25 protein-coding genes are annotated in these 17,687 nt (G+C 62.1%); 14 read left to right on the forward strand and 11 right to left on the reverse strand.

Annotation, left to right across the window (positions count from 1 at the left end; all coding sequences use genetic code 11):
- The first annotated feature begins 128 nt into the window (after positions 1-128).
- Positions 129-824 (forward strand): L,D-transpeptidase, encoded by a 696-nt coding sequence (locus IP76_RS03270; RefSeq protein WP_245281375.1) that lies wholly within the window; start codon positions 129-131, stop codon positions 822-824.
- 161 nt (positions 825-985) lie between these two features.
- A complete protein-coding gene (locus IP76_RS03275; RefSeq protein ID WP_054156736.1) occupies positions 986-1,702 on the forward strand; it encodes a L,D-transpeptidase in 717 nt (238 codons plus the stop codon).
- A 101-nt stretch (positions 1,703-1,803) separates the two neighbouring features.
- Here the strand turns inward: IP76_RS03275 and IP76_RS03280 are convergent, their stop codons facing one another.
- Positions 1,804-2,208: a host attachment protein gene (locus IP76_RS03280; protein WP_054156737.1), complete on the reverse strand. Its 405-nt coding sequence runs from the start codon at positions 2,206-2,208 to the stop codon at positions 1,804-1,806.
- Between the two features lie 156 nt (positions 2,209-2,364).
- Entirely contained in the window at positions 2,365-3,252 is an 888-nt protein-coding gene (locus tag IP76_RS03285; protein WP_054156738.1) for a LysR family transcriptional regulator, read from the reverse strand.
- A gap of 110 nt (positions 3,253-3,362) precedes the next feature.
- Between IP76_RS03285 and IP76_RS03290 the strand changes: the two genes are divergently transcribed.
- Both IP76_RS03290 and IP76_RS03295 read left to right on the forward strand, forming a co-directional pair.
- The gene (locus IP76_RS03290; RefSeq protein WP_054156739.1) at positions 3,363-4,376 is read left to right on the forward strand and encodes a sodium-dependent bicarbonate transport family permease; all 1,014 of its coding nucleotides are present in this window, start codon (positions 3,363-3,365) and stop codon (positions 4,374-4,376) included.
- Between the two features lie 91 nt (positions 4,377-4,467).
- A complete protein-coding gene (locus IP76_RS03295) occupies positions 4,468-5,148 on the forward strand; it encodes a hypothetical protein (RefSeq protein ID WP_054156740.1) in 681 nt (226 codons plus the stop codon).
- A gap of 7 nt (positions 5,149-5,155) precedes the next feature.
- On the opposite strand, the gene IP76_RS03300 is transcribed toward IP76_RS03295, so the two are convergent.
- Together IP76_RS03300 and bla are read right to left on the reverse strand one after the other, a co-directional pair.
- Positions 5,156-5,503: a hypothetical protein gene (locus IP76_RS03300; RefSeq protein ID WP_054156741.1), complete on the reverse strand. Its 348-nt coding sequence runs from the start codon at positions 5,501-5,503 to the stop codon at positions 5,156-5,158.
- A 56-nt stretch (positions 5,504-5,559) separates the two neighbouring features.
- The gene (gene bla, locus IP76_RS03305) at positions 5,560-6,423 is read right to left on the reverse strand and encodes a class A beta-lactamase (RefSeq protein ID WP_054156820.1); all 864 of its coding nucleotides are present in this window, start codon (positions 6,421-6,423) and stop codon (positions 5,560-5,562) included.
- A 175-nt stretch (positions 6,424-6,598) separates the two neighbouring features.
- Here bla and IP76_RS03310 point away from each other — a divergent pair, with 175 nt between their 5' ends.
- Complete coding sequence (locus IP76_RS03310) at positions 6,599-6,895, forward strand: hypothetical protein (RefSeq protein ID WP_156318456.1); 297 nt, start codon at positions 6,599-6,601, stop codon at positions 6,893-6,895.
- A gap of 46 nt (positions 6,896-6,941) precedes the next feature.
- On the opposite strand, the gene IP76_RS03315 is transcribed toward IP76_RS03310, so the two are convergent.
- Complete coding sequence (locus IP76_RS03315) at positions 6,942-7,397, reverse strand: MarR family winged helix-turn-helix transcriptional regulator (RefSeq protein WP_054156821.1); 456 nt, start codon at positions 7,395-7,397, stop codon at positions 6,942-6,944.
- 144 nt (positions 7,398-7,541) lie between these two features.
- Between IP76_RS03315 and IP76_RS03320 the strand changes: the two genes are divergently transcribed.
- Both IP76_RS03320 and IP76_RS03325 read left to right on the forward strand, forming a co-directional pair.
- Positions 7,542-7,964 (forward strand): organic hydroperoxide resistance protein, encoded by a 423-nt coding sequence (locus IP76_RS03320; RefSeq protein WP_054156743.1) that lies wholly within the window; start codon positions 7,542-7,544, stop codon positions 7,962-7,964.
- A 180-nt stretch (positions 7,965-8,144) separates the two neighbouring features.
- Positions 8,145-8,915, forward strand: coding sequence for a hypothetical protein (locus tag IP76_RS03325; RefSeq protein ID WP_054156744.1), 771 nt, complete (start codon positions 8,145-8,147; stop codon positions 8,913-8,915).
- A gap of 80 nt (positions 8,916-8,995) precedes the next feature.
- On the opposite strand, the gene IP76_RS03330 is transcribed toward IP76_RS03325, so the two are convergent.
- Positions 8,996-9,211 (reverse strand): hypothetical protein, encoded by a 216-nt coding sequence (locus IP76_RS03330; RefSeq protein ID WP_082352391.1) that lies wholly within the window; start codon positions 9,209-9,211, stop codon positions 8,996-8,998.
- 226 nt (positions 9,212-9,437) lie between these two features.
- On the opposite strand from IP76_RS03330, the gene IP76_RS03335 reads away from it, so the two are divergent.
- Positions 9,438-9,632, forward strand: a complete 195-nt coding sequence (locus tag IP76_RS03335) for a hypothetical protein (protein WP_054156745.1) — start codon at positions 9,438-9,440, stop codon at positions 9,630-9,632.
- A 230-nt stretch (positions 9,633-9,862) separates the two neighbouring features.
- On the opposite strand, the gene IP76_RS03340 is transcribed toward IP76_RS03335, so the two are convergent.
- Entirely contained in the window at positions 9,863-10,516 is a 654-nt protein-coding gene (locus IP76_RS03340; RefSeq protein ID WP_054156746.1) for a pyridoxamine 5'-phosphate oxidase family protein, read from the reverse strand.
- Between the two features lie 289 nt (positions 10,517-10,805).
- Between IP76_RS03340 and IP76_RS03345 the strand changes: the two genes are divergently transcribed.
- Positions 10,806-11,768: a helix-turn-helix domain-containing GNAT family N-acetyltransferase gene (locus IP76_RS03345; RefSeq protein ID WP_054156747.1), complete on the forward strand. Its 963-nt coding sequence runs from the start codon at positions 10,806-10,808 to the stop codon at positions 11,766-11,768.
- Positions 11,769-11,777: 9 nt separating this feature from the next.
- On the opposite strand, the gene IP76_RS03350 is transcribed toward IP76_RS03345, so the two are convergent.
- Positions 11,778-12,224 (reverse strand): MarR family winged helix-turn-helix transcriptional regulator, encoded by a 447-nt coding sequence (locus IP76_RS03350; protein ID WP_054156748.1) that lies wholly within the window; start codon positions 12,222-12,224, stop codon positions 11,778-11,780.
- A gap of 50 nt (positions 12,225-12,274) precedes the next feature.
- Here IP76_RS03350 and IP76_RS03355 point away from each other — a divergent pair, with 50 nt between their 5' ends.
- From IP76_RS03355 to IP76_RS03370, 4 genes are all read left to right on the forward strand, one after another.
- A complete protein-coding gene (locus IP76_RS03355; RefSeq protein WP_054156749.1) occupies positions 12,275-13,042 on the forward strand; it encodes a thioredoxin family protein in 768 nt (255 codons plus the stop codon).
- 13 nt (positions 13,043-13,055) lie between these two features.
- The gene (locus tag IP76_RS03360) at positions 13,056-13,541 is read left to right on the forward strand and encodes a DUF1579 domain-containing protein (RefSeq protein WP_054156750.1); all 486 of its coding nucleotides are present in this window, start codon (positions 13,056-13,058) and stop codon (positions 13,539-13,541) included.
- 23 nt (positions 13,542-13,564) lie between these two features.
- Positions 13,565-14,341: a VOC family protein gene (locus IP76_RS03365; protein WP_054156751.1), complete on the forward strand. Its 777-nt coding sequence runs from the start codon at positions 13,565-13,567 to the stop codon at positions 14,339-14,341.
- A 114-nt stretch (positions 14,342-14,455) separates the two neighbouring features.
- Positions 14,456-15,238, forward strand: coding sequence for a VOC family protein (locus IP76_RS03370; protein WP_054156752.1), 783 nt, complete (start codon positions 14,456-14,458; stop codon positions 15,236-15,238).
- Between the two features lie 209 nt (positions 15,239-15,447).
- On the opposite strand, the gene IP76_RS03375 is transcribed toward IP76_RS03370, so the two are convergent.
- The 3 genes from IP76_RS03375 to IP76_RS03385 all read right to left on the reverse strand — a co-directional run bounded on the left by IP76_RS03375 (position 15,448) and on the right by IP76_RS03385 (position 16,454).
- Positions 15,448-15,702: a hypothetical protein gene (locus IP76_RS03375; RefSeq protein ID WP_306765458.1), complete on the reverse strand. Its 255-nt coding sequence runs from the start codon at positions 15,700-15,702 to the stop codon at positions 15,448-15,450.
- A gap of 95 nt (positions 15,703-15,797) precedes the next feature.
- On the reverse strand, positions 15,798-16,037 hold the full coding sequence (gene rpsU, locus IP76_RS03380) for a 30S ribosomal protein S21 (RefSeq protein WP_054156753.1): 240 nt from the start codon (positions 16,035-16,037) through the stop codon (positions 15,798-15,800).
- A 207-nt stretch (positions 16,038-16,244) separates the two neighbouring features.
- Positions 16,245-16,454, reverse strand: a complete 210-nt coding sequence (locus tag IP76_RS03385) for a cold-shock protein (RefSeq protein WP_054156754.1) — start codon at positions 16,452-16,454, stop codon at positions 16,245-16,247.
- A gap of 443 nt (positions 16,455-16,897) precedes the next feature.
- On the opposite strand from IP76_RS03385, the gene IP76_RS03390 reads away from it, so the two are divergent.
- Entirely contained in the window at positions 16,898-17,389 is a 492-nt protein-coding gene (locus IP76_RS03390) for a hypothetical protein (RefSeq protein WP_054156755.1), read from the forward strand.
- The last annotated feature ends 298 nt before the right edge of the window (positions 17,390-17,687 follow it).

The raw sequence follows: 17,687 nt of genomic DNA on the forward strand, positions 1-17,687 counted from the left end.
TGAGCTCTTCAGAAACGAAGACGCCGCGTTCCCTCGCCATCCGGCTCGCCCGGCTCGCCCGGCTTGGTCTTGGCGTGGGGCTTCTCGCCTCGCTTTCGGGCTGCATCCTGATCCAGGATACGAGCCGGATGAACATCGAGGTCTTCCAGGATGAGGTGGCCCCCGTCTGGTACGATCCGGCCCGCACGCCGCCTGCACCGGATCAGGCCGCGCCCGTCAAGCGCAGCCTCTACCAGACCCAGTTCCACCAGACCTATGGTCTTCCGGTCAGCAATCCGCTGCATAAGGTCATTTACGGCTCGATCGTCGACGAGGGCCACACGCTCTCCGCCATTCCGCTTGACCGCGTCCGCTCCGATATTCTCCGCCAGGATGTCGACTACCAGACGGAGGAAGCGCCCGGCACCATCGTGGTCGATACCAAGGCCAACTATCTCTACCTCGTGCAGAAGGGCGGCAAGGCGATCCGCTATGGCGTTGGCCTCGGCCGCGACGGTTTTGCCTGGTCGGGCCGGGGTGTCATCCATCGCAAGGCCAAGTGGCCGCACTGGACACCGTCCGACGAGATGGTCGAGCGCAATCCGTCGCTGCGCCCGGTGGCTGCCGATCGCGGCGGCCTGGTCGCCGGTCTCAACAACCCGCTCGGCGCCCGCGCGCTCTATATCTACCAGAATGGCAAGGACACGCTCTACCGCGTCCACGGCACGCCCGACTGGCAGTCCGTCGGCAAGGCGACGTCGTCCGGCTGCGTGCGCATGTTCAATCAGGATGTCATCGATCTCTTTGAACGTGTGCCCGAAATGACACCCATTGTTGTCATATAGCGACACTCGAATGCGACGCAGGCCTCTCTCTAAAACGTGAAGGGCGCGTGCGGTTGCATTAACGAGACCTTTCCTGTTTGCATCGCATCATTCGCGGAACAGAGCGCGCCTCCCACGCGTCTTAGGTTCCGCTGCTATGCTTACAGGAAACCTGAAATTCCATGTCCTCTTCGAATGTCTTGACCCGCCGCTCCCTTCTGTCATTGACGGGGCTCGGTGCCGCCAGCCTTCTGGCGAGCTGCACCACGTCCCAGCGTCCGCTGCCTCCCGGCGTGCGCCTTGAAGGTCCGGTAACCCCAATGGCCCCGTCTGAAGGTGGCCGCACCCCCGAACTCGATGCCATGTATGGCGAGGTCTATGATGGCGGCATCGTCATCCCGGCCGTGCCCTACTGGAAGATTCCGCCGCGCTTCTATCGCCAGCAGGTCGTTGATCCCACAGGCGAAGCGCCCGGCACCGTTGTCGTCGACACGCCGAACCGCTTCCTCTACCTCGTCGAACCCGGCGGCACCGCCATGCGCTATGGCGTCGGCATTGGCCGTGACGGCTTTGCCTGGGGCGGCGCCGGCGTCATCCAGTGGCGTCAGAAGTGGCCGAAGTGGACCCCGCCGGACGAAATGATCGCCCGCCAGCCGGAGCTCGAAATCTACTCGTCGCGCAATGGCGGCAAGCCCGGCGGCATCGATAACCCGCTCGGCGCGCGCGCGCTCTACATCTTCCGCAATGGTGAAGACACGCTCTATCGCCTGCATGGCAACCCGGAATGGAATTCGATCGGCAAGGCCGTTTCCTCCGGCTGCGTGCGCCTGATGAACCAGGACATCATCGACCTCTACGAACGCGTGCCGACCAAGGCGCGGATTATCGTCAAACAGTAAAGGCGACTTTGCCGGGCCGCTTGGCCGTTTGACCCGATACAGAGAGAAGGCCCCGTCATCGCTGACGGGGCCTTCGTCATTTCATCCATCTGCGCTGCGCATCAGGCCGCTTCGAGCGCTTTTTCGATGTCCTGCAGGCTATGGCCGGTCAGGTCCTTGTCCAGCTCGCCGATCAGCACGGCCGACAGCGCCTTGTGATAGCCCTTGCGCATTTCACCGAGGGTGCGCGGGGCCGCCACGATGACGAGATCCTTGATCTTGCCCTCCAGCACCTGCCGGTTCAGCATGTCGGTCACGCCGCTGCTAAAGCCGTCTTCTTCCTGCTGGGCATCGTCGGGATTGGCCGCGCTGCTCACATGGCGCGCGCCCGAGGCGATCTTCGAGCTGTCGATCTCTTCCGCCGGCAGCGCCTTCAGCTTGATGCTGAGCACATTGCCCTCGTTCTGGAACAGGCTCAGCTTTTCGCCATCGGCAACAGCGACGATCGTGTTCTGGGGAAGTTGCATGGAGGTCTCCTCTTAAGTGCAGCGCAGGTGCCACCGAGAGATGGGCTGCTTCTGCGTGTGGGGCCAAGGCACAACCCGCTCGCGCCCCATCGGTTCCTCCTTTCGCGTTCCCGCATCATGCGGGATGACGCCAGAATTGCCGTCAAAAGCCGCCGCTCAGACCCGTCGCTGGCCTGCCGCTGCAATCAGCTCGTCGACGACGCGGTTGGGGAATTGCCGCTCGACGGTGAGCGCAAAGAAGGTCTCGCTGATCCCGTCCAGCGGCACGATTTCCGAAAGCGTGCCCGCCTGCAATTCGTCGCGCACCACGATCGCCGGCAGTGGCGCAAGGCCAATCGCCTCACGCGCCATCAGCCTCAGCATGGCCATGTCATCCACTTCCGCAACAATGCTCGGCGTCACCCCGATCCGTCGGCAAAGCGCGTCGAATTCGGCGCGGATGCTGGTCTCGCCGGTCGGCAGGATCACCGGATGGGCAATCAGCGCTTCCCGCGGCGAAGATGCCTGACAGCCCAGTTGCGGTGCGGCCATCAGGCTGATCGTTTGCTCCGCCAGCCGATGCGCCACAATGCCAATCGCCTCTGCCCCGCGCGGCGGCTGATTGCACAGCACCACGTCGAGATCGAGCCGCCGCAACCGGCCCTCAAGCTCCTCAAGGCTGCCGGAAGAGAGAACGATTTCAAGATCCGGCCGCCCAAGACACGGCCGGAGAAACTCGATCTGGAAGTTGCGCGATAGCGTTGCCAGCGCCCCGACCTTCAAGAGACGCCGCTGGCCCGTCCCAGCCTTCAGCGTCGCCACCAGATCCTCACCCACGGCAAAGATCGCATTGGCATGATCAAGCGTCAGCCGCCCCGCCTCGGTCAGGACCAGCTGCCGGCCAAGCCGCTCGAACAGCGGATGGCCGAGCCTCTCTTCCAACGTCTTGATCTGGGTGGACAGTGCCGATTGCGACACCGCCAACCGGGTCGCCGCCCGCGTCAGGTTGCCCTCGCGGGCGACCTCCCAGAAATAGCGCAGATGATTGTAGTTGAGTGCAGCCATTCTTCCATTTTACAGAACGTTTTGTTCCAGACAATGAATTTTTCAGAACGACCATCGGACGCTAGACCGCACTGCAGCAAAAGGCGCAACCCATCCGGCGGGGACATCCGATGGACACACTCTTCTCTCCCATGATCCTCTTCTTCGTGCTTGGCGCGCTGGCGGCCCTGATCCGCAGCGATCTCGTCATCCCCGAAGCCATCAGCAAGGCGGTGGCGCTCTATCTGATGGCGGCCATCGGCCTGAAGGGCGGTGTCCAGCTCTCTGAGTCGGGTTACAACACCGACCTCCTCTCGGCCGGGCTTGCGGGCCTGGCGCTCAGCCTGCTCTTGCCGCTGCCGGCCTTCTGGATCGCGCGCGCCGTCGGTCGACTGGACCGGCTGAATGCCGGGGCGATTGCCGCCCATTACGGCTCGGTCTCGGTCGTCACCTTCGTCACCGGCATCGAGGTCCTGAAGGTGGCGGGCCTGCCGGCGGATGGCTATATGGTGGCGGTCATGGCGCTGATGGAGGCCCCGGCGATCCTGGTCGGCCTCTGGCTTGCCAGATCCGGGTCGCTCGCCGGCGCCACGCACCACGCAGCAGAGGTAAAAATCCAGGCTCAGGGCCAGTCGCAGGGGCAGGGGGTGGCCCATGCCGGTGCCAAGGCGCCGCTCACCGAAGCCTTCACCAATGGCTCCATCGTCCTTCTGTCCGGCAGCCTGCTCATTGGCTTCCTGGTCGGAAAGCAGGGCTTCAGCCAGGTTGCGCCGCTGTTCGAAGGCGGTTTCCGTGGCATGCTCTGCCTCTTCCTGCTCGACATGGGCCTGCTCGCCACCCGCCAGCTGTTGAAGTCGCGGAGCCTCACACCGGCACTCGTCGCTTCGGCCATCGGCATGGCGCTTCTCAATGGCACGGTCGGCGTGCTCGTCGGCACGGCACTCGGGCTCCAGCCGGGCTCTGCCGCAGCGCTCGGCATCCTCGCCGGCAGCGCCAGCTATATCGCCGCCCCCGCCGCTGTCCGCCTCGCGCTGCCGCAGGTCAATCTCGGCCTGCCGCTGACCATGGCGCTGGCCGTCACTTTCCCCTTCAATCTCCTCGTCGGTATCCCGGCCTATATGGCGCTTGCCCGGGCGCTCGGCTGATAAGACGAGATCCGCTGCAAACGCCCCTCCCGCATCCGGCAGATTTCGGCTATGCCGGTTCCTGAAAGCTGGATGCGGAAGAGGTTGCGGCATGGACTTCATGAAACTCCTGAAGTCGCTGGAGGAGTTGCTTTACGAGCTGGTGTCCTGGCTCGTCTTCTATCCCGTCACCTTCTGGCGCACGCTCTCGCGGCCGCTGCAGATGATGCGCTATGCCGATATCGAACTCGGCGACAACCCGGAAGATCAGTATGAAGACACGCTGAGCCCGCCGCTCTTCCTCCTGATTACGCTAATGATCGCCCAGTCTGTTGCGGGCTTGATGCCCCTTGCGGTGAAGCCCGAGGCACTCGGCGGAGAACTGTCCTCCACCGCCAACCTCCTGATCGCCCGGGGCGTCATCTTCAGCGTCTTCCCGCTGGTCATGGCGGTCACGCTCCTTGGCAAGAAAGGCCAGCGGCTGACCCGCAACAGCCTGCGTCCGCCCTTCTTCAGCCAGTGTTATGTCGCAGCGCCCTTCGTCATGGTCGCAACGCTTGGCTTAGACATGCTGATGCTGAAAACGGACCGCTGGGATGGCATGGGCATCGCGGCCATGGTGCTGGCCACGCTCTGGTATGGCCAGGCCCAGATCCGCTGGTTCATGCGCGATCTTGCCATCGGCCCCGTGCGCGCATCACTCCTCGTCGTGGCGGCCCTGATCATTGCCCTCATTGCAACGCTCCTGCTGACGGTTGCCATCGGCCTTGGCCTTGGTCAGGGAAAACCCTGACGGACGCTCAGCCCTTCGGCCGGCAGCGGAACGGGCTGAAACTCGAGGCAGCCCCGGCATTCATCGTCGCAATGGTCAGCCCATTGGCGATCTCGATGTCCTTGGCCGTTTCCGGGCAGGCGTCCACATCCGACAGACAGCCGCTATCGATGTAAGCGCGGTTGTTGGCGATGAAGGCCGGTGTCACACCCTCTTCACCCATGCGTTTGAGGATCCGGTCAAGCGCTGCGGCAAACACCGCGCATTTTTCAACCTGCCATTCGGAGCGCTCCCCGATCGTGGTGCCGGCCTCCTGCGCCTTGGTCTCCATCGCCGGTAGGGACAAGGGCAGGGCGGTTGCGGCTGTCAGCAGCACGCCAAGGCGGGCCCTCCGCGTTCGAGATATCCGCAAAGTCGAACGATCACCGCGCCTCATCGGGAATAAGCCGCCACGATCGCAGCCCCCAGTTCCGCCATGGCCGCATCCCGAACCTTCAGCGGATGCTGTGTCCCGTCAAGATAGATCGCCACCACCAGCGGTGCGCGGGCGGGTGGCCGGATCACAGCCACGATCCCGCGCGTGCCGTGGCCGCCCGCGCCGCCCCGGTCGGCAATGGCCCAATCCTTCGGCAGGCTGGCGCGCAACATGCCGCCCGCCACGCTATTGGCGGCCATCCATGCTTCCAGCTGCCGTGCGGCCGGTACGGCCAGCGCATCGCCAAGCACAAGCTTCTCCATCGTCTCGGCCATGGCGCGTGGCGTCGTCGTATCGCGCGGGTCTCCGGGTGTCGCCTGGTTGAGATCGGGTTCGAAACGGTCGAGCCGTGTCACCTCGTCGCCATTCGCCCGCAGGAAGGCGGTGAGCGCCGTCGGGCCGCCAATCGCCTCCAGCACCTTGTTGGCCGCAGTGTTGTCGCTGGTCCGGAGCATCATGGCGCAAAAGTCCCGGGTCGTGCGCCGCGCGCCCACCAGCTTGTCCGTCACAGGCGAATAAGCCTGCAGGTCTTCCTGGGCGACCGCAGATTGCCGGTCGAGCACCGCATCGCCTCCATCAAGAGCTGCAGCACAGGCCAAAGCTTTGAAAGTGCTGGCCATGGCAAAGCGCTCGTCGGCCTTGCGAAACGTACCGGGCCCGCCACCGGTGTCGATCACCGCCAGGCCGATCCGCAGGTTCAGCCGCGCCTCGATCTGTTCGGCCGTCTGGGCAATATCCGCCGCGGATGCTGCAGCCGGCGCGCCAAGCGCGATGAGCAAGACAGCCGAGAGGGCGGCAAGGGAGCGTTTCGCTAAAAGCATGATGTCCTCCAGATATGCCCCTGTCTGGTCCGTTGCAATCATGGCGGGAGCGAGGCCATGGCAAAGATGCAAGGCATCGCCAACTTCCCGCTTGAATTGGCGCTTACCTCTGCACAGACGAAAGCGGCAGGCTGGCGCTGCAAGACAACGCTGCGCCACCCCTGAGGATGAACCCGTGAAAGGAATGCATATGGGCACAGAACTGACCTACCAGGAGCGGCTGATCCGGTTTGAGATCGCACAGGATATCATCGGTCTCCTGATGGCGCATTGCACGCACCGCATCCACGAGGAGCAGAAGAAAGACGCTCCGGACGCAGGAAAGATCGCCGAGTGGCATGCCGAGTTTGATCGGCTCGTTGACGAGCAATACGAGCTCAGACTGGTCGATGACAGCGAGATTGCGCGTGTGCTGGCCGATTATGGCCCGCTCGTCAAAGCGAGGTATGAAATGGCCAGCTCCGGCGATTGATCGTTCGTCTCTGCACAGAGCCCAGCCATCCGACACTCCAAGTGCATCACGGCTCGGGCAGGAATTCCAGCTGCTGCTTCAGCCGCTTCAGGCTGTCGCGCAGCACTTGCAACTCGGCCAGATCGCAGCCGGTCGACTCGCCGATTGCAGCAAAGACCTTCAGCGCCTCCGCCTTCAGAGATCGTCCCGCTTCGGTCAGCGCGATAAACACCTGCCGTTCGTCTGCAGCGTCGCGCGAACGCGTCACATAGCCGATCTGCTCCAGCCGCTTCAGCAGGGGCGAGAGCGTGCCGGAATCAAGCCCGACTTTTTCGCCCAGCACCTTCACCGGAATATTGTCCTGCTCCCACAGCGCCATCATCGCCACATATTGTGGATAGGTGAGGCCAAGTGGCGCCAGCAGCGGCTTGTAGGCACGCGTGAAGGCATGCGCGGCTCCGTAGAGCGCGAAACAGAGTTGTCGGTCGAGCGTGAGCTCTTTTTCCAGGTCGAGATCATCCATCATCTCTAGGGAACCTCTCAAAGGGCCGAATTGTTTCGACTGTGGTCAAAACAGAGCCAATTTGCAATGCGCAAAAAACAATTGCGCACAATTCAATTTTGCGCTATATAGTGACCATCACGAACCGAACAAGGAGAAATCGCAATGGCTATCCTCTATACCGCCCATGCTCATGCCACCGGTGGCCGCTCCGGTCACGGCGCCACTGACAACGGCGTGCTCGACGTGACGCTGACCACCCCGAAGGAACTCGGCGGCGATGGCGCAACGGGCACCAATCCGGAACAGCTCTTTGCGGTCGGTTATTCCGCTTGCTTCCTCGGCGCCCTGAAGTTCGTGGCCGGCAAGGAAAAGGTGAAGATTCCGGAAGACGCCAAGGTCTTCACTGATGTCGGCATCGGCCCGCGTGAAGATGGCACCGGCTTCGGCATCGATGTGAAGATCTCCGTCGAAATCCCCGGCATGGAGCGTGAACTGGCTGAAAAGCTGGTCGCTGCCGCCCATATCGTCTGCCCCTACAGCCATGCGCTGCGCACCTCCACCGAGGTACCGGTTTCGGTTCGATAATCCCAGCCATCCGATCCACCGCCTGAAGGCCGGCCTTGCGCCGGCCTTTTTGCGTTCTGCGCACTCCCTCCGGAGGAGCCGGTGATCGCAGGGTTGCATTTTGCGTGTTGACACAACTAAGGATTGACTTCACCATGGCCTTGCTCGGAATGAGTGTTAATTCCTCAAGGGAGACGTAGAATGACGCGCTTACGTTGGAAGGCCGTGGTCAACGGCCATGATCTCAATCCGCATATTCTCGCAGCCGGTGCGTCCATCGATGCCATTCAGACGGCGATTGATGCGGCTCAGCCCTTCGGCCCTTACAATGCGGGCGGTGCCCAGCAGGCAGTGACGACAGTGACATGGGCGCCGAACCCGGCGACCCAGTATGCGACCGCCGTGAACATGCATTCGGAAATGGTCGCCCTCGACGCCAGCATTTCCCCGCCGCCAATCTGGACGGTCAATGCCAATGGCCAGGCTGTCGCGCTCAATGCCCTGCCGATTGGCGGCGGCAATTACGCAACCAATCTGCCGCATTGCGCCCATTGCACGGTCATGCTCTCGATGCTCGGCCTGCCTCTCGGCGCACCGACCGCCGGTCGCTACAACCTCGCGGTAAACCTCAACTATCCGCTGCCGGAAGCCGTCTTCAACAATCTCGAACTGCTGGTGCGGCTCCTCAACTCCAACGTCGGTGGTCATCCCGGGCTGATCAATCTGAAGCTCATCATCAACACCTTCATAGGCACAGCCTCAGGCAACTGGGTTTTGCAGATCGGACCGGGTGTCTTCGTCACGGATCTCGCGGTTGTGGGGGCCGCCCCGATGGGCGCTTTCATCCTCGACTGGGCGACCGAGGCAGTGCCCCATGTCGTCAACGTGAACATTCAGCACTTCGGCCGTAACAGCCTGCTGCTGACCCTTTGGAAAATCGTCTGGCAGGCGCTCTACGATCATTCGAATTGAGCGCTCTGGCCAATCCGGTCAGGAGACGCCGCATGAAAACCGGATGCGGTCGCGCAAGGGTTGGAGAAGGCGCCCCGCCATCAGCGCCCCGCCTTGCGCCATCCGGCCGCGCGCGCTTCGGCCTCTGAGCAGAACCAACGCTCGCCATACTGGGGCGAGATCTGCGTGTCTGCGTAGTTCTCCTGGCCGGGGACGTGGTAGATCCGCTCTTTCGAATGGATCGAGATATTGCCTTTGATCATGCAGGCAGAATTGAGCGTCTTGCCGGGGATCAGCTTGTATCCCCCGGTCGCCATGAACGTGATGCCGGATAAGGCGGCAACGGTGAGTGCAAACTTGCTCATAACGCAAGGATGCGGCTCATAGTTGAATATTCTGCTGATCAATTCGATAAAGTTGTCTCTGCGCGTGCGGCGCAATTCAGGGCGGCAGTCGCGCTTGGTCTCCACCATCTGCCAGTTTCGGGGGAACGCGACGGCCGTTACACGGTTTTGTTTCTGTCCACTGAAACAGGAGCCCCAGATGCAAACGCTTGAGACACCCCTTGCCAACACCCCCGTGATCACGCAGCAGGAGACCAGTGTACCGACCCCCCTCTATCCAGCCGCCGCCTTTCGCGGACCGCTGTTTGAGGGGCGCGACAGGATTGCGCTTGCAATGGCTGCATTCATGATGCTTGCACCGCTGGCGGCGCTCCCGCTCGGCTTCGGCGGCTAAAAGGCGGCGACGCGCGTGAAGCGGGCCGGCCTTGCGCCAGCTTACGGCCCGCGCATCCACTTGCCGGAAAGCCAGCATTCGGCAATGACTGCCTGGCCCTCGGAGACCGTGAAGATTGATCGTGGCAGGCTTGCGGCTTCCAGCGCATTGCGCGCGGCATGTAGCCATGCGCTGGTCGAAGCCGTGGGCCTGTCCGCAGACCGGGAGCCTCTGAGGGGCCCATTTCGGCCTTAATACATCGTCCGTTGATAGGCCTGCTCTAGGTCATCATCGAGCTTGCGCATTTCGTTTGCGTCGTTCGGCGCGCCGCTGGTTTCATCGAGAATGAACTTCATCAGCGACGGCATCTCCCGGCGCACCTGAAGGTAGTCTGGATCCCAGAGATGCGAGCGGCGAAACGCCTTGGCGCAGTGCAGGAACACCTCGTCGACCGCAACCACGATCGCAAGCTTCGGGACCTTACCATCCACCGCCATACGCTGCAAAAGTACCGGATCCGTGCTCAACTGCGCCCGACCGTTTAGCCGCAGCGTGTCGTCAAAACCGGGAATGATGAAGAGCAGGCCGACGGCCGGATTGGCGATGATATTGGAGAGCGTATCGAGTCTGTTGTTGCCCGGCCGGTCGGGAATGGCGATAGTCTGCGGATCTAGGATTTGCACAAAGCCGGCCGGGTCGCCGCGAGGGCTGACATCGGCCTTGCCCTCGGGATTCTGCGTCCCGATGCAGAGGAAGGGCGCGCGGCGGATAAAGGCCTGCGCATGCACCCCAAGCTGCGACTGGCACTTGCGCAAGGCGAGCGCATGGGTCGGCTCAAACAGCGCCCGAAGCTGCGCCTCATCGCCGATCACATGATCCGGATCCACCTGATACCTGTTCGACATCCGACACATCCTCCCTCTGTCGATATCTATGAGGTACGTACCTCATTCTCGGTTTTATCACGTGACTTCAGCCGATTCAACCGCGCGTCGTTATGCCCTGTAGAGAGAGCTACCTGGCGGTAAGGCTCCACGGGGGGTGGGAGGAGAGGCAAGGAAGGAGGGGGCCGTAACCTGAGCGGGTCTCTCCATAGCAAGACAAAATTGTTTCCGCGGCGCCTCCGTCATAGCTGGGCTTGGCAGCTCAGCAGAACGGCGATATGGTTGCGTGATGCAACGAAAATGGTGCGCCATGTCAAATCATCCGATCCCGATTGACGACATCCGCGCCCAGTCGCGAAAACTCGTCCGTGCCCTCGGCTTCATGGGCGGCTCCTTTGCCGGCACGGAGCTGCCGCCATCATCGGTGCATGCCCTGATCGACATCGAGGCTGAGCCCGGGATCACGGCTGCCACGCTCAGCGAGACCTTGCGCCTCGACAAGTCGAGCGTCAGCCGCCTCCTGCACAAGCTCGAGCTCTCGGGCGATGTGCATGCCTGGTCGGATGCGGATGATGCGCGCATCAAGCGGCTTGGCCTCACGCAGCAGGGCAGCGCCCGCGTAGCGGCGATCCATGATTTCGCCCGCCGCCAGGTGGCTGCAGCGCTTGATCGTCTACAGCCGCAGCAACACCGCACGGTGCTCGATGGCCTCGCGCTTTACGCAAACGCCCTGATGCCCGAGGCAGATCAAAGGGCGGCCCCGATCGAGATTGTCACGGGTTACCATCCGGGTCTGATCGCCGGCATCACCGGGATGCACATTGCTTACTATGCCGACACAGCCGGCTTCGGCCGATCTTTCGAGGCCGTGGTTGCCAGCGGGCTTGCCGACTTTTGCAGCCGCCTCGACCATGCGGAGAATGAAGTCTGGACCGTGATGCGGGGTGGTCGCATCCTGGGCTCCCTCGCCATTGATGGCCAGGATCTGGCGCCGGGTGTGGCGCATCTGCGCTGGTTCATTCTCGACGCCAGCCTGCGCGGCTTGGGTTTCGGGCGTCGATTGATGGCGCAAGCGCTCGCCTTCGTCGATGCCAGACCCTTTGAACGAACCGATCTCTGGACCTTCGAAGGCCTGCACGCCGCCCGCCATCTTTACGAAGCGCATGGTTTTGTCCTGGCTGAGCAGTATGCCGGCGACCAGTGGGGCAGGGATGTGCAGGAGCAGAGATTTACGCGATGGGCCGGCGTAAGCGGCTCTTCCGAACGGGCATAGGCCCCTTCGTCACACGCTCACCTCGAGCAAGCCGCGTCGCAGCGCAAGCGGATCGCTGGCCATGCCGGCCTCGATGTCGCCGTGAACCTGTCGCCAGATCGGCACCGCATGCGACAGCGCGTCTTGCCCGCTTTCGGTCAACCGCAGCAGCTTGCCCCGCTTGTCCTTCGGATCCTGTTCGATGGTCACCCAGCCGCGCGCGGCAAGCGGCTTCAGGGCCGCTGTCAATGTCGTGCGGTCCATGGCCAGAAGCCTGGCAACAGGCCCCATTGGCGGCGGCTCCGGCCGGTTCAGCGCCATCATCAGGGAAAACTGCTGATTGGTCAGCCCAGCCGGTTTCAGCGCCATGTCGAAGCGCCGGGCAAGCGCCCGGGCCGCGCGCTGGGCATGCAGGCACAGGCAGGTGTCCTTGATGTGGATGGTGGTGGAATAGGGAATCACAGGCTGAATTGACATGGATCTAATATGTTGATATCAACGTATATGTCAAGAGGAGGATCAGGAAAATGGAATATTCCGCTAAGTCGCAACCTCTATCCGCTCCGGCGTCCCGCGCGGTCTCGCGTGAGGAATGGCTGGAGGCGCGCAAGGCTTTGCTGCTGGAGGAGAAGCAGCTCACCCGCCAGCGGGACCGGGTCAACGCCGCCCGTCTGGCGCTGCCCTGGGTCAAGGTCGACAAGGATTATCGCTTCCACGCCGCGTCCGGCGAAAAGACACTGGCCGATCTCTTCGATGGCCGCAGCCAGCTGATGATCAACCATTTCATGTTCGGGCCGGACTGGGATGCGGGCTGCCCCGGCTGCTCCTTCTTCGCCGATCACATCGACGGCATGCTGCCGCACCTCAACAATCACGATGTCACCCTCGTCACCGTCTCGCGTGCGCCCCTTGAGAAGATCGAGGCCTACAAGCGCCGGATGAACTGGCATTTCCCCTGGGTCTCGTCCTTCGGCAGCGATTTCAACTTCGACTTCCACGTCTCCTTCACACCAGAGCAGCTGGCCTCCGGATCGGTCATCTATAACTTTCGGAAAACCCCGCGCGAACAGGCGCATGACGAGCTGCCGGGCCTGTCCGCCTTCTACCTTGACGAGAATGGCGACATCTTTCACACCTATTCGCAATATGCCCGCGGCGGCGAGGAGGCGCTCGGCGCGCTGATGATTTTCGATCACGCACCGCTTGGCCGCAACGAAACCAGCACGCTGAGCTTCGTGAAGCGCAAGGATGAGTATGCCGTGAAGCCGGTGAAGCAGGCAAACTGCTGCCATTGAGGGAGGACAGTCGATGGAAACGCCAAAGCCCACGGAGCATCACCGCTTTCTCGACCGGCTGGTCGGCGACTGGCTCTTTCTGAGCACTGCCGGCGATGAAGCCTATGATCCCGAGGACCCTCTCAAGCGCTGGACCGAGAAGGTGCGCTCCATCGGCGGCCTTTGGGTTGTTGCTGAAAGTGAGGGCATGATGGGCGATACGCGCGAGACGATGATCATCACCCTCGGCTACGATCCGCGTCTCGGCCAGTATGTCGGCAGCTGGATCGGCTCGATGATGGATAAACTCTGGGTCTACAAGGGCTGGCTGGAGGAGGACGGCCAGACACTGGTGCTGGAAGCCGAAGGTCCGAGCATGGAAGACCCCTCCCGCACCGAGCTTTATCGGGATGTCATCCACTTCATCGATGATGACACGCGGCGCTTCTCCGGCAGCGTGAAAAAATCCGACGGCAGCTTTCACACCTTCATGACCAGCGTTTCAAAACGCATCAGCTGATTTCAAAAGGGAGAGACTTTTCCATGCATGGCACATTTCTCTGGCATGAATTGATGACGCCTGACCCCGCTGCCGCCAAAAGCTTTTACGGCGCGCTTCTGGGCTGGGAGCCGACGGATATGGACGGTCCGGGCTTCACCTACACAACCTTTGCCGTGCCCGGCTTTCCCTCTGGTGTGACCGGCATGATGGAACTCTCCAGGGAGATGGCGGACCAGGGCATTCCTCCAGGCTGGACGGGCTATGTCCAGGTCGATGATGTCGACAAGACCGCCGCCGAGTTTGCCGAGAATGGTGGCGCCATCCATCGCGCGCCGGAAGACATTCCCGGCATTGGCCGCTTTGCCGTGGTCGCGGATCCGCATGGCGCGGTGCTCTCCATCATGGCGCCGAAAATGCCGGATGGCGGAACCGGCACCTGGCCCACCCCGGGCAGCCCGGGCACAGTCGGCTGGAACGAGCTGATGTCGGGCAATTGGCAGGAAGCCTGGGATTTTTACGCCGCCCGTTTCGGCTGGGAAAAGGATATGGCCGTCGATATGGATGCCATGGGCATCTACCAGACCTTCAAGCTCGGCGATCGCGGCCTTGGTGGCATGATGACCAAACCTCCCCAAATCCCCATGCCCTATTGGGGCTTCTATTTCATCGTGCCCGCCATTGATGCCGCGGCGGAGCAGGTGAAAAAACTCGGCGGTCAGGTTCTGATGGACCCGCATCAGGTCCCCGGCGGCTCCTGGATTGCCGCCTGCCAGGACCCGCAGGGCGCTTACTTCAATCTGACAGCTCCGGCCCGCTGACGCCTTTCCGAACCATGCATGGACCGGGAGGGTATTTGCCACCCTTCCGGTCGGTGGCCGGCACTGACGCTTGATATCAATGCCTGTTGGTTGATTTTAAACGGAGAGTTTTGCATGCGCGGCGCTTTCATCTGGCATGAACTCATCACGCCGGACACATCTGCGGCCAAGGCATTTTACGCCACGCTGCTCGGCTGGGAGCCGAGCCCGATCAACATGGGCCATTACACTTACACCACCATGGCTGTGCCGGGGTTTCCCTTTGGCGTGGCCGGCATCATGGGGCTGACCGACGAGATGAAAGGATGGGGTGTCCGGCCCCACTGGACAGGCTATATCGAGGTTGATGATGTCGATGCGATGGCGTGGGATTTTGAGGCGGAAGGTGGCGTGATCTGCCGTCCCCCCGCCGATATCCCAGGCGTCGCCCGTTTCGCCGTGGTGGCCGATCCCCAGGGCGCGATTGTCTGCATCATGGCCCCGGACAAGGAAGACAGGCAATCGGCCACATGGCCCGATCCCGGCAGCCCCGGCACGGTTGGCTGGAACGAGCTGATGGCCGGTGACTGGGCGGCCGTCTGGGATTTCTACGCAGCGCGCTTTGGCTGGGAAAAGGACATGGCGGTCGATATGGACGCCATGGGCATCTACCAGACCTTCAAATGCGGCAATCAAGCCATTGGCGGCATGATGACCAGACAGCCGGACATGCCCATACCCATGACCCATTGGGCCTATTACTTCGTCGTCCCGGCAATCGATGCCGCCGCCGACAAGGTGAAGGCGCTGGGCGGCCAGGTCCTGATGGAGCCCCACCCGGTCCCCGGCGGCGCCTGGATCGCCGCCTGCCAGGACCCGCAGGGTGCCTACTTCAATCTGACGGCTCAATCCCGCTAAGCCGGGACGCGGCGTTCAGTCACGCAGAAAGGCGCTGCCCGCGGAGTTGAGAGTCGGCATCCGTCCTGCACTGCGTTGATGTTGCATCAAGCGCAAGCCGGCGGTTCGCTCTTCGTCTCAACGATCAATCACGCTGCGTTATCGGTCATGATGGGGGGGAATGGGGGCCGAGCGCCCGATAGGGCCAGGGACAGGCGCATTCTATCGCCTCAGGCGGTCTTCGCCTTGGTCGCGCGCTTCTTCTTCGGGGCAGGGGCGTCCTGCGCTTCCAGCAATTCGCGTTCCAGCCGGAGCGCCTTCAGGGCTTCGGTCTTGCGAATGCGGGCCTTAGCTTCGGATTCGATGGTTTCGCGGGCAATGGCATCGGTCGCGGCAGCGCGTTCCTGCGGCGAAACCTTGGGTGTCTTCACCGGTGCCGGCGTCTCGGATGCGGGTTCGGCAGTCATGTCGTCTGTGTCGGTCATGATATGCGCTTTCCCGGACGGGGCTTGTCAATGCGGGTTTCCCCGCAGGAGACGTCCGCGCCGAAACGCGGACGAAAACTCTCTGAGCGGGCGGTTCAGCGCGCGGGGCGCACGGCGCGCTTCGGTGCCGGCAGCAGGCCTTCGCGCTGCATCTTCTTGCGCGCCAGCTTGCGATGACGGCGAACGGCTTCAGCCTTTTCGCGTACGCGCTTTTCGGAAGGCTTTTCAAAGGCGCTGCGGGCCTTCATTTCGCGAAACAGGCCTTCGCGCTGCATCTTCTTCTTGAGGACCCGGAGGGCCTGGTCGACATTGTTGTCGCGGACGAGTACTTGCAAGTCGTCTCCTTTCGGGTGTCAGCCTTGAACGGGCCGGACCCATGATGTGCTGTTGCGGAGAGGGTGGATGCGAAGAAACCGCGCCGCACCCGGCGAAACTCCCGAACGAGTCGGGACAAATGAAAAAGGCCGGGCAAGGCCCGACCTTCCCAAATCACTCAGCCCGTCGCGAAAGCACATGTGCCGTCGTCGGGCGAGAGACAGATATCAAGCGGCGCGCAGGTTGTCGGCCGAGCTCTTGCCCGAACGCTTGTCCTGGACGATGTCGTAGGCGATCTTCTGGCCTTCGACGAGGTCACGCATGCCGGCGCGCTGAACGGCCGAGATGTGAACGAAAACGTCGGCAGAGCCTTCATCCGGCTGAATGAAGCCAAAACCCTTGGTGCTGTTGAACCACTTTACGGTGCCTGTGTTCATAACGATTTCCTTTCAATCGTTGGGCTTGCCGGCGAGACATTCGACCGGCCGTGTATCGTCGTTGAAGGAAATCTGTCGTACGCCAGAGGCGCTTAGGCAAAGTCGCTCGCAATCTTCGATGGGCGCAACATAATGAAGAGGCTAGGGATTGGCAAGGCTGCAGCTTTCGATTTTGCGAAAACAATGGCCTCTACCCCCGGAAAATAAGGGCCTGCGGAACGATAATCATCCGAATGGATGAGGTATGCGACCGTTTTTTGCTCATGCCCTATGATTCTGTCTACAGTCCTGGATTGTAGAATCCGACGGCTAAGGGCCTTTCCTTGGGCGTTGAACCAAAAACAGTCCAGCACGACCCTGTCTGAATTGATAAGAAGGCGCGGTGCCGGGCGGCAAGGGGTCGCCGGGTCTGATACACTCACGCACGTTATGGGTTACCTCCGATGAAATCGCTTCTCGCTGGCGTCGCTCTCCTGCTCGCTGCCACCTCTACATCTTTCGCTGCCAACTTCTCTTTCCCGCCGGATGCGCCGATCGCAACGGTCGATATCCCTGACAGCTGGCAGCCGTCCGAAACCGACTACGGCGTCGAGGGCACCTCTGCCGATGGCGGCACCTACATCTCCTTCGATGTCGGCGGCGAAGGCGATATGGATGCCATCATGACCCAGGTCTTCGCTTTCCTCGAAGAAAATGGCGTGGTGCCGGATCCAGCTAGCCAGAAGGAAACCAAGGACACGCTGAACGGCATGCCCTTCGAAACGCTCGACTGGAGCGGCACGGACAAGGACGGCCCGGTCTCGATCGGCGTCGGCTTCATCACGCTGTCGCCGGAACACGTCGCCATCGTCACCTACTGGGCCTCGAAGGAATCCGAAGCTGCCAACATGCCGGAAGTCGGCAAGATCCTGGCAACGATCAAGCCCGCCAAGTAAGGCGCGAGAGGCCGCTCGTCGGCTGAATTTCCGCTCGAAGTGACAATCGAGACGCCCCGCGCCTGTTCAGGCCGGGGCGTTTTGCAAGTCAGAACAAGCGCCTGCCGGGGTAAGCCACCGCAGGCGAAAACGTCGCAGCCTGTGCCTTTGCGGAGTTCCATGGCGACAAGCGCCTTGTGATCTGCTAGGGGAGGGCACCTGATGCCCCATGGGCCCGGGACGATTTCTCCCACCACGAAAGCCAGCCGACCATGACTATTGCTGAGGGCCTCTCCCTTGGAAGCCCTGCGTCTTGCGC

Origin of the sequence: Rhizobium sp. AAP43, from assembly GCF_001296045.1 — a bacterium.
GTDB lineage: Bacteria > Pseudomonadota > Alphaproteobacteria > Rhizobiales > Rhizobiaceae > Allorhizobium.

Bases quoted from the DNA above. Each gene is read 5' to 3' on its own strand.
- IP76_RS03335 (WP_054156745.1), top strand. From the start codon at position 9,438: ATGCAAACGCTTGAGACACCCCTTGCCAACACCCCCGTGATCACGCAG.
- IP76_RS03285 (WP_054156738.1), bottom strand. From the start codon at position 3,252: ATGGCTGCACTCAACTACAATCATCTGCGCTATTTCTGGGAGGTCGCC.
- IP76_RS03295 (WP_054156740.1), top strand. From the start codon at position 4,468: ATGGACTTCATGAAACTCCTGAAGTCGCTGGAGGAGTTGCTTTACGAG.
- IP76_RS03340 (WP_054156746.1), bottom strand. From the start codon at position 10,516: ATGTCGAACAGGTATCAGGTGGATCCGGATCATGTGATCGGCGATGAG.
- IP76_RS03360 (WP_054156750.1), top strand. From the start codon at position 13,056: ATGGAAACGCCAAAGCCCACGGAGCATCACCGCTTTCTCGACCGGCTG.
- IP76_RS03325 (WP_054156744.1), top strand. From the start codon at position 8,145: ATGACGCGCTTACGTTGGAAGGCCGTGGTCAACGGCCATGATCTCAAT.
- IP76_RS03290 (WP_054156739.1), top strand. From the start codon at position 3,363: ATGGACACACTCTTCTCTCCCATGATCCTCTTCTTCGTGCTTGGCGCG.
- IP76_RS03270 (WP_245281375.1), top strand. From the start codon at position 129: ATGAACATCGAGGTCTTCCAGGATGAGGTGGCCCCCGTCTGGTACGAT.
- IP76_RS03280 (WP_054156737.1), bottom strand. From the start codon at position 2,208: ATGCAACTTCCCCAGAACACGATCGTCGCTGTTGCCGATGGCGAAAAG.
- IP76_RS03355 (WP_054156749.1), top strand. From the start codon at position 12,275: ATGGAATATTCCGCTAAGTCGCAACCTCTATCCGCTCCGGCGTCCCGC.
- IP76_RS03315 (WP_054156821.1), bottom strand. From the start codon at position 7,397: ATGGATGATCTCGACCTGGAAAAAGAGCTCACGCTCGACCGACAACTC.
- IP76_RS03385 (WP_054156754.1), bottom strand. From the start codon at position 16,454: ATGAACACAGGCACCGTAAAGTGGTTCAACAGCACCAAGGGTTTTGGC.
- IP76_RS03275 (WP_054156736.1), top strand. From the start codon at position 986: ATGTCCTCTTCGAATGTCTTGACCCGCCGCTCCCTTCTGTCATTGACG.
- IP76_RS03350 (WP_054156748.1), bottom strand. From the start codon at position 12,224: ATGTCAATTCAGCCTGTGATTCCCTATTCCACCACCATCCACATCAAG.
- IP76_RS03375 (WP_306765458.1), bottom strand. From the start codon at position 15,702: ATGACCGACACAGACGACATGACTGCCGAACCCGCATCCGAGACGCCG.
- IP76_RS03390 (WP_054156755.1), top strand. From the start codon at position 16,898: ATGAAATCGCTTCTCGCTGGCGTCGCTCTCCTGCTCGCTGCCACCTCT.
- IP76_RS03345 (WP_054156747.1), top strand. From the start codon at position 10,806: ATGTCAAATCATCCGATCCCGATTGACGACATCCGCGCCCAGTCGCGA.
- IP76_RS03330 (WP_082352391.1), bottom strand. From the start codon at position 9,211: ATGGCGACCGGGGGATACAAGCTGATCCCCGGCAAGACGCTCAATTCT.
- bla (WP_054156820.1), bottom strand. From the start codon at position 6,423: ATGCTTTTAGCGAAACGCTCCCTTGCCGCCCTCTCGGCTGTCTTGCTC.
- IP76_RS03365 (WP_054156751.1), top strand. From the start codon at position 13,565: ATGCATGGCACATTTCTCTGGCATGAATTGATGACGCCTGACCCCGCT.
- IP76_RS03320 (WP_054156743.1), top strand. From the start codon at position 7,542: ATGGCTATCCTCTATACCGCCCATGCTCATGCCACCGGTGGCCGCTCC.
- IP76_RS03370 (WP_054156752.1), top strand. From the start codon at position 14,456: ATGCGCGGCGCTTTCATCTGGCATGAACTCATCACGCCGGACACATCT.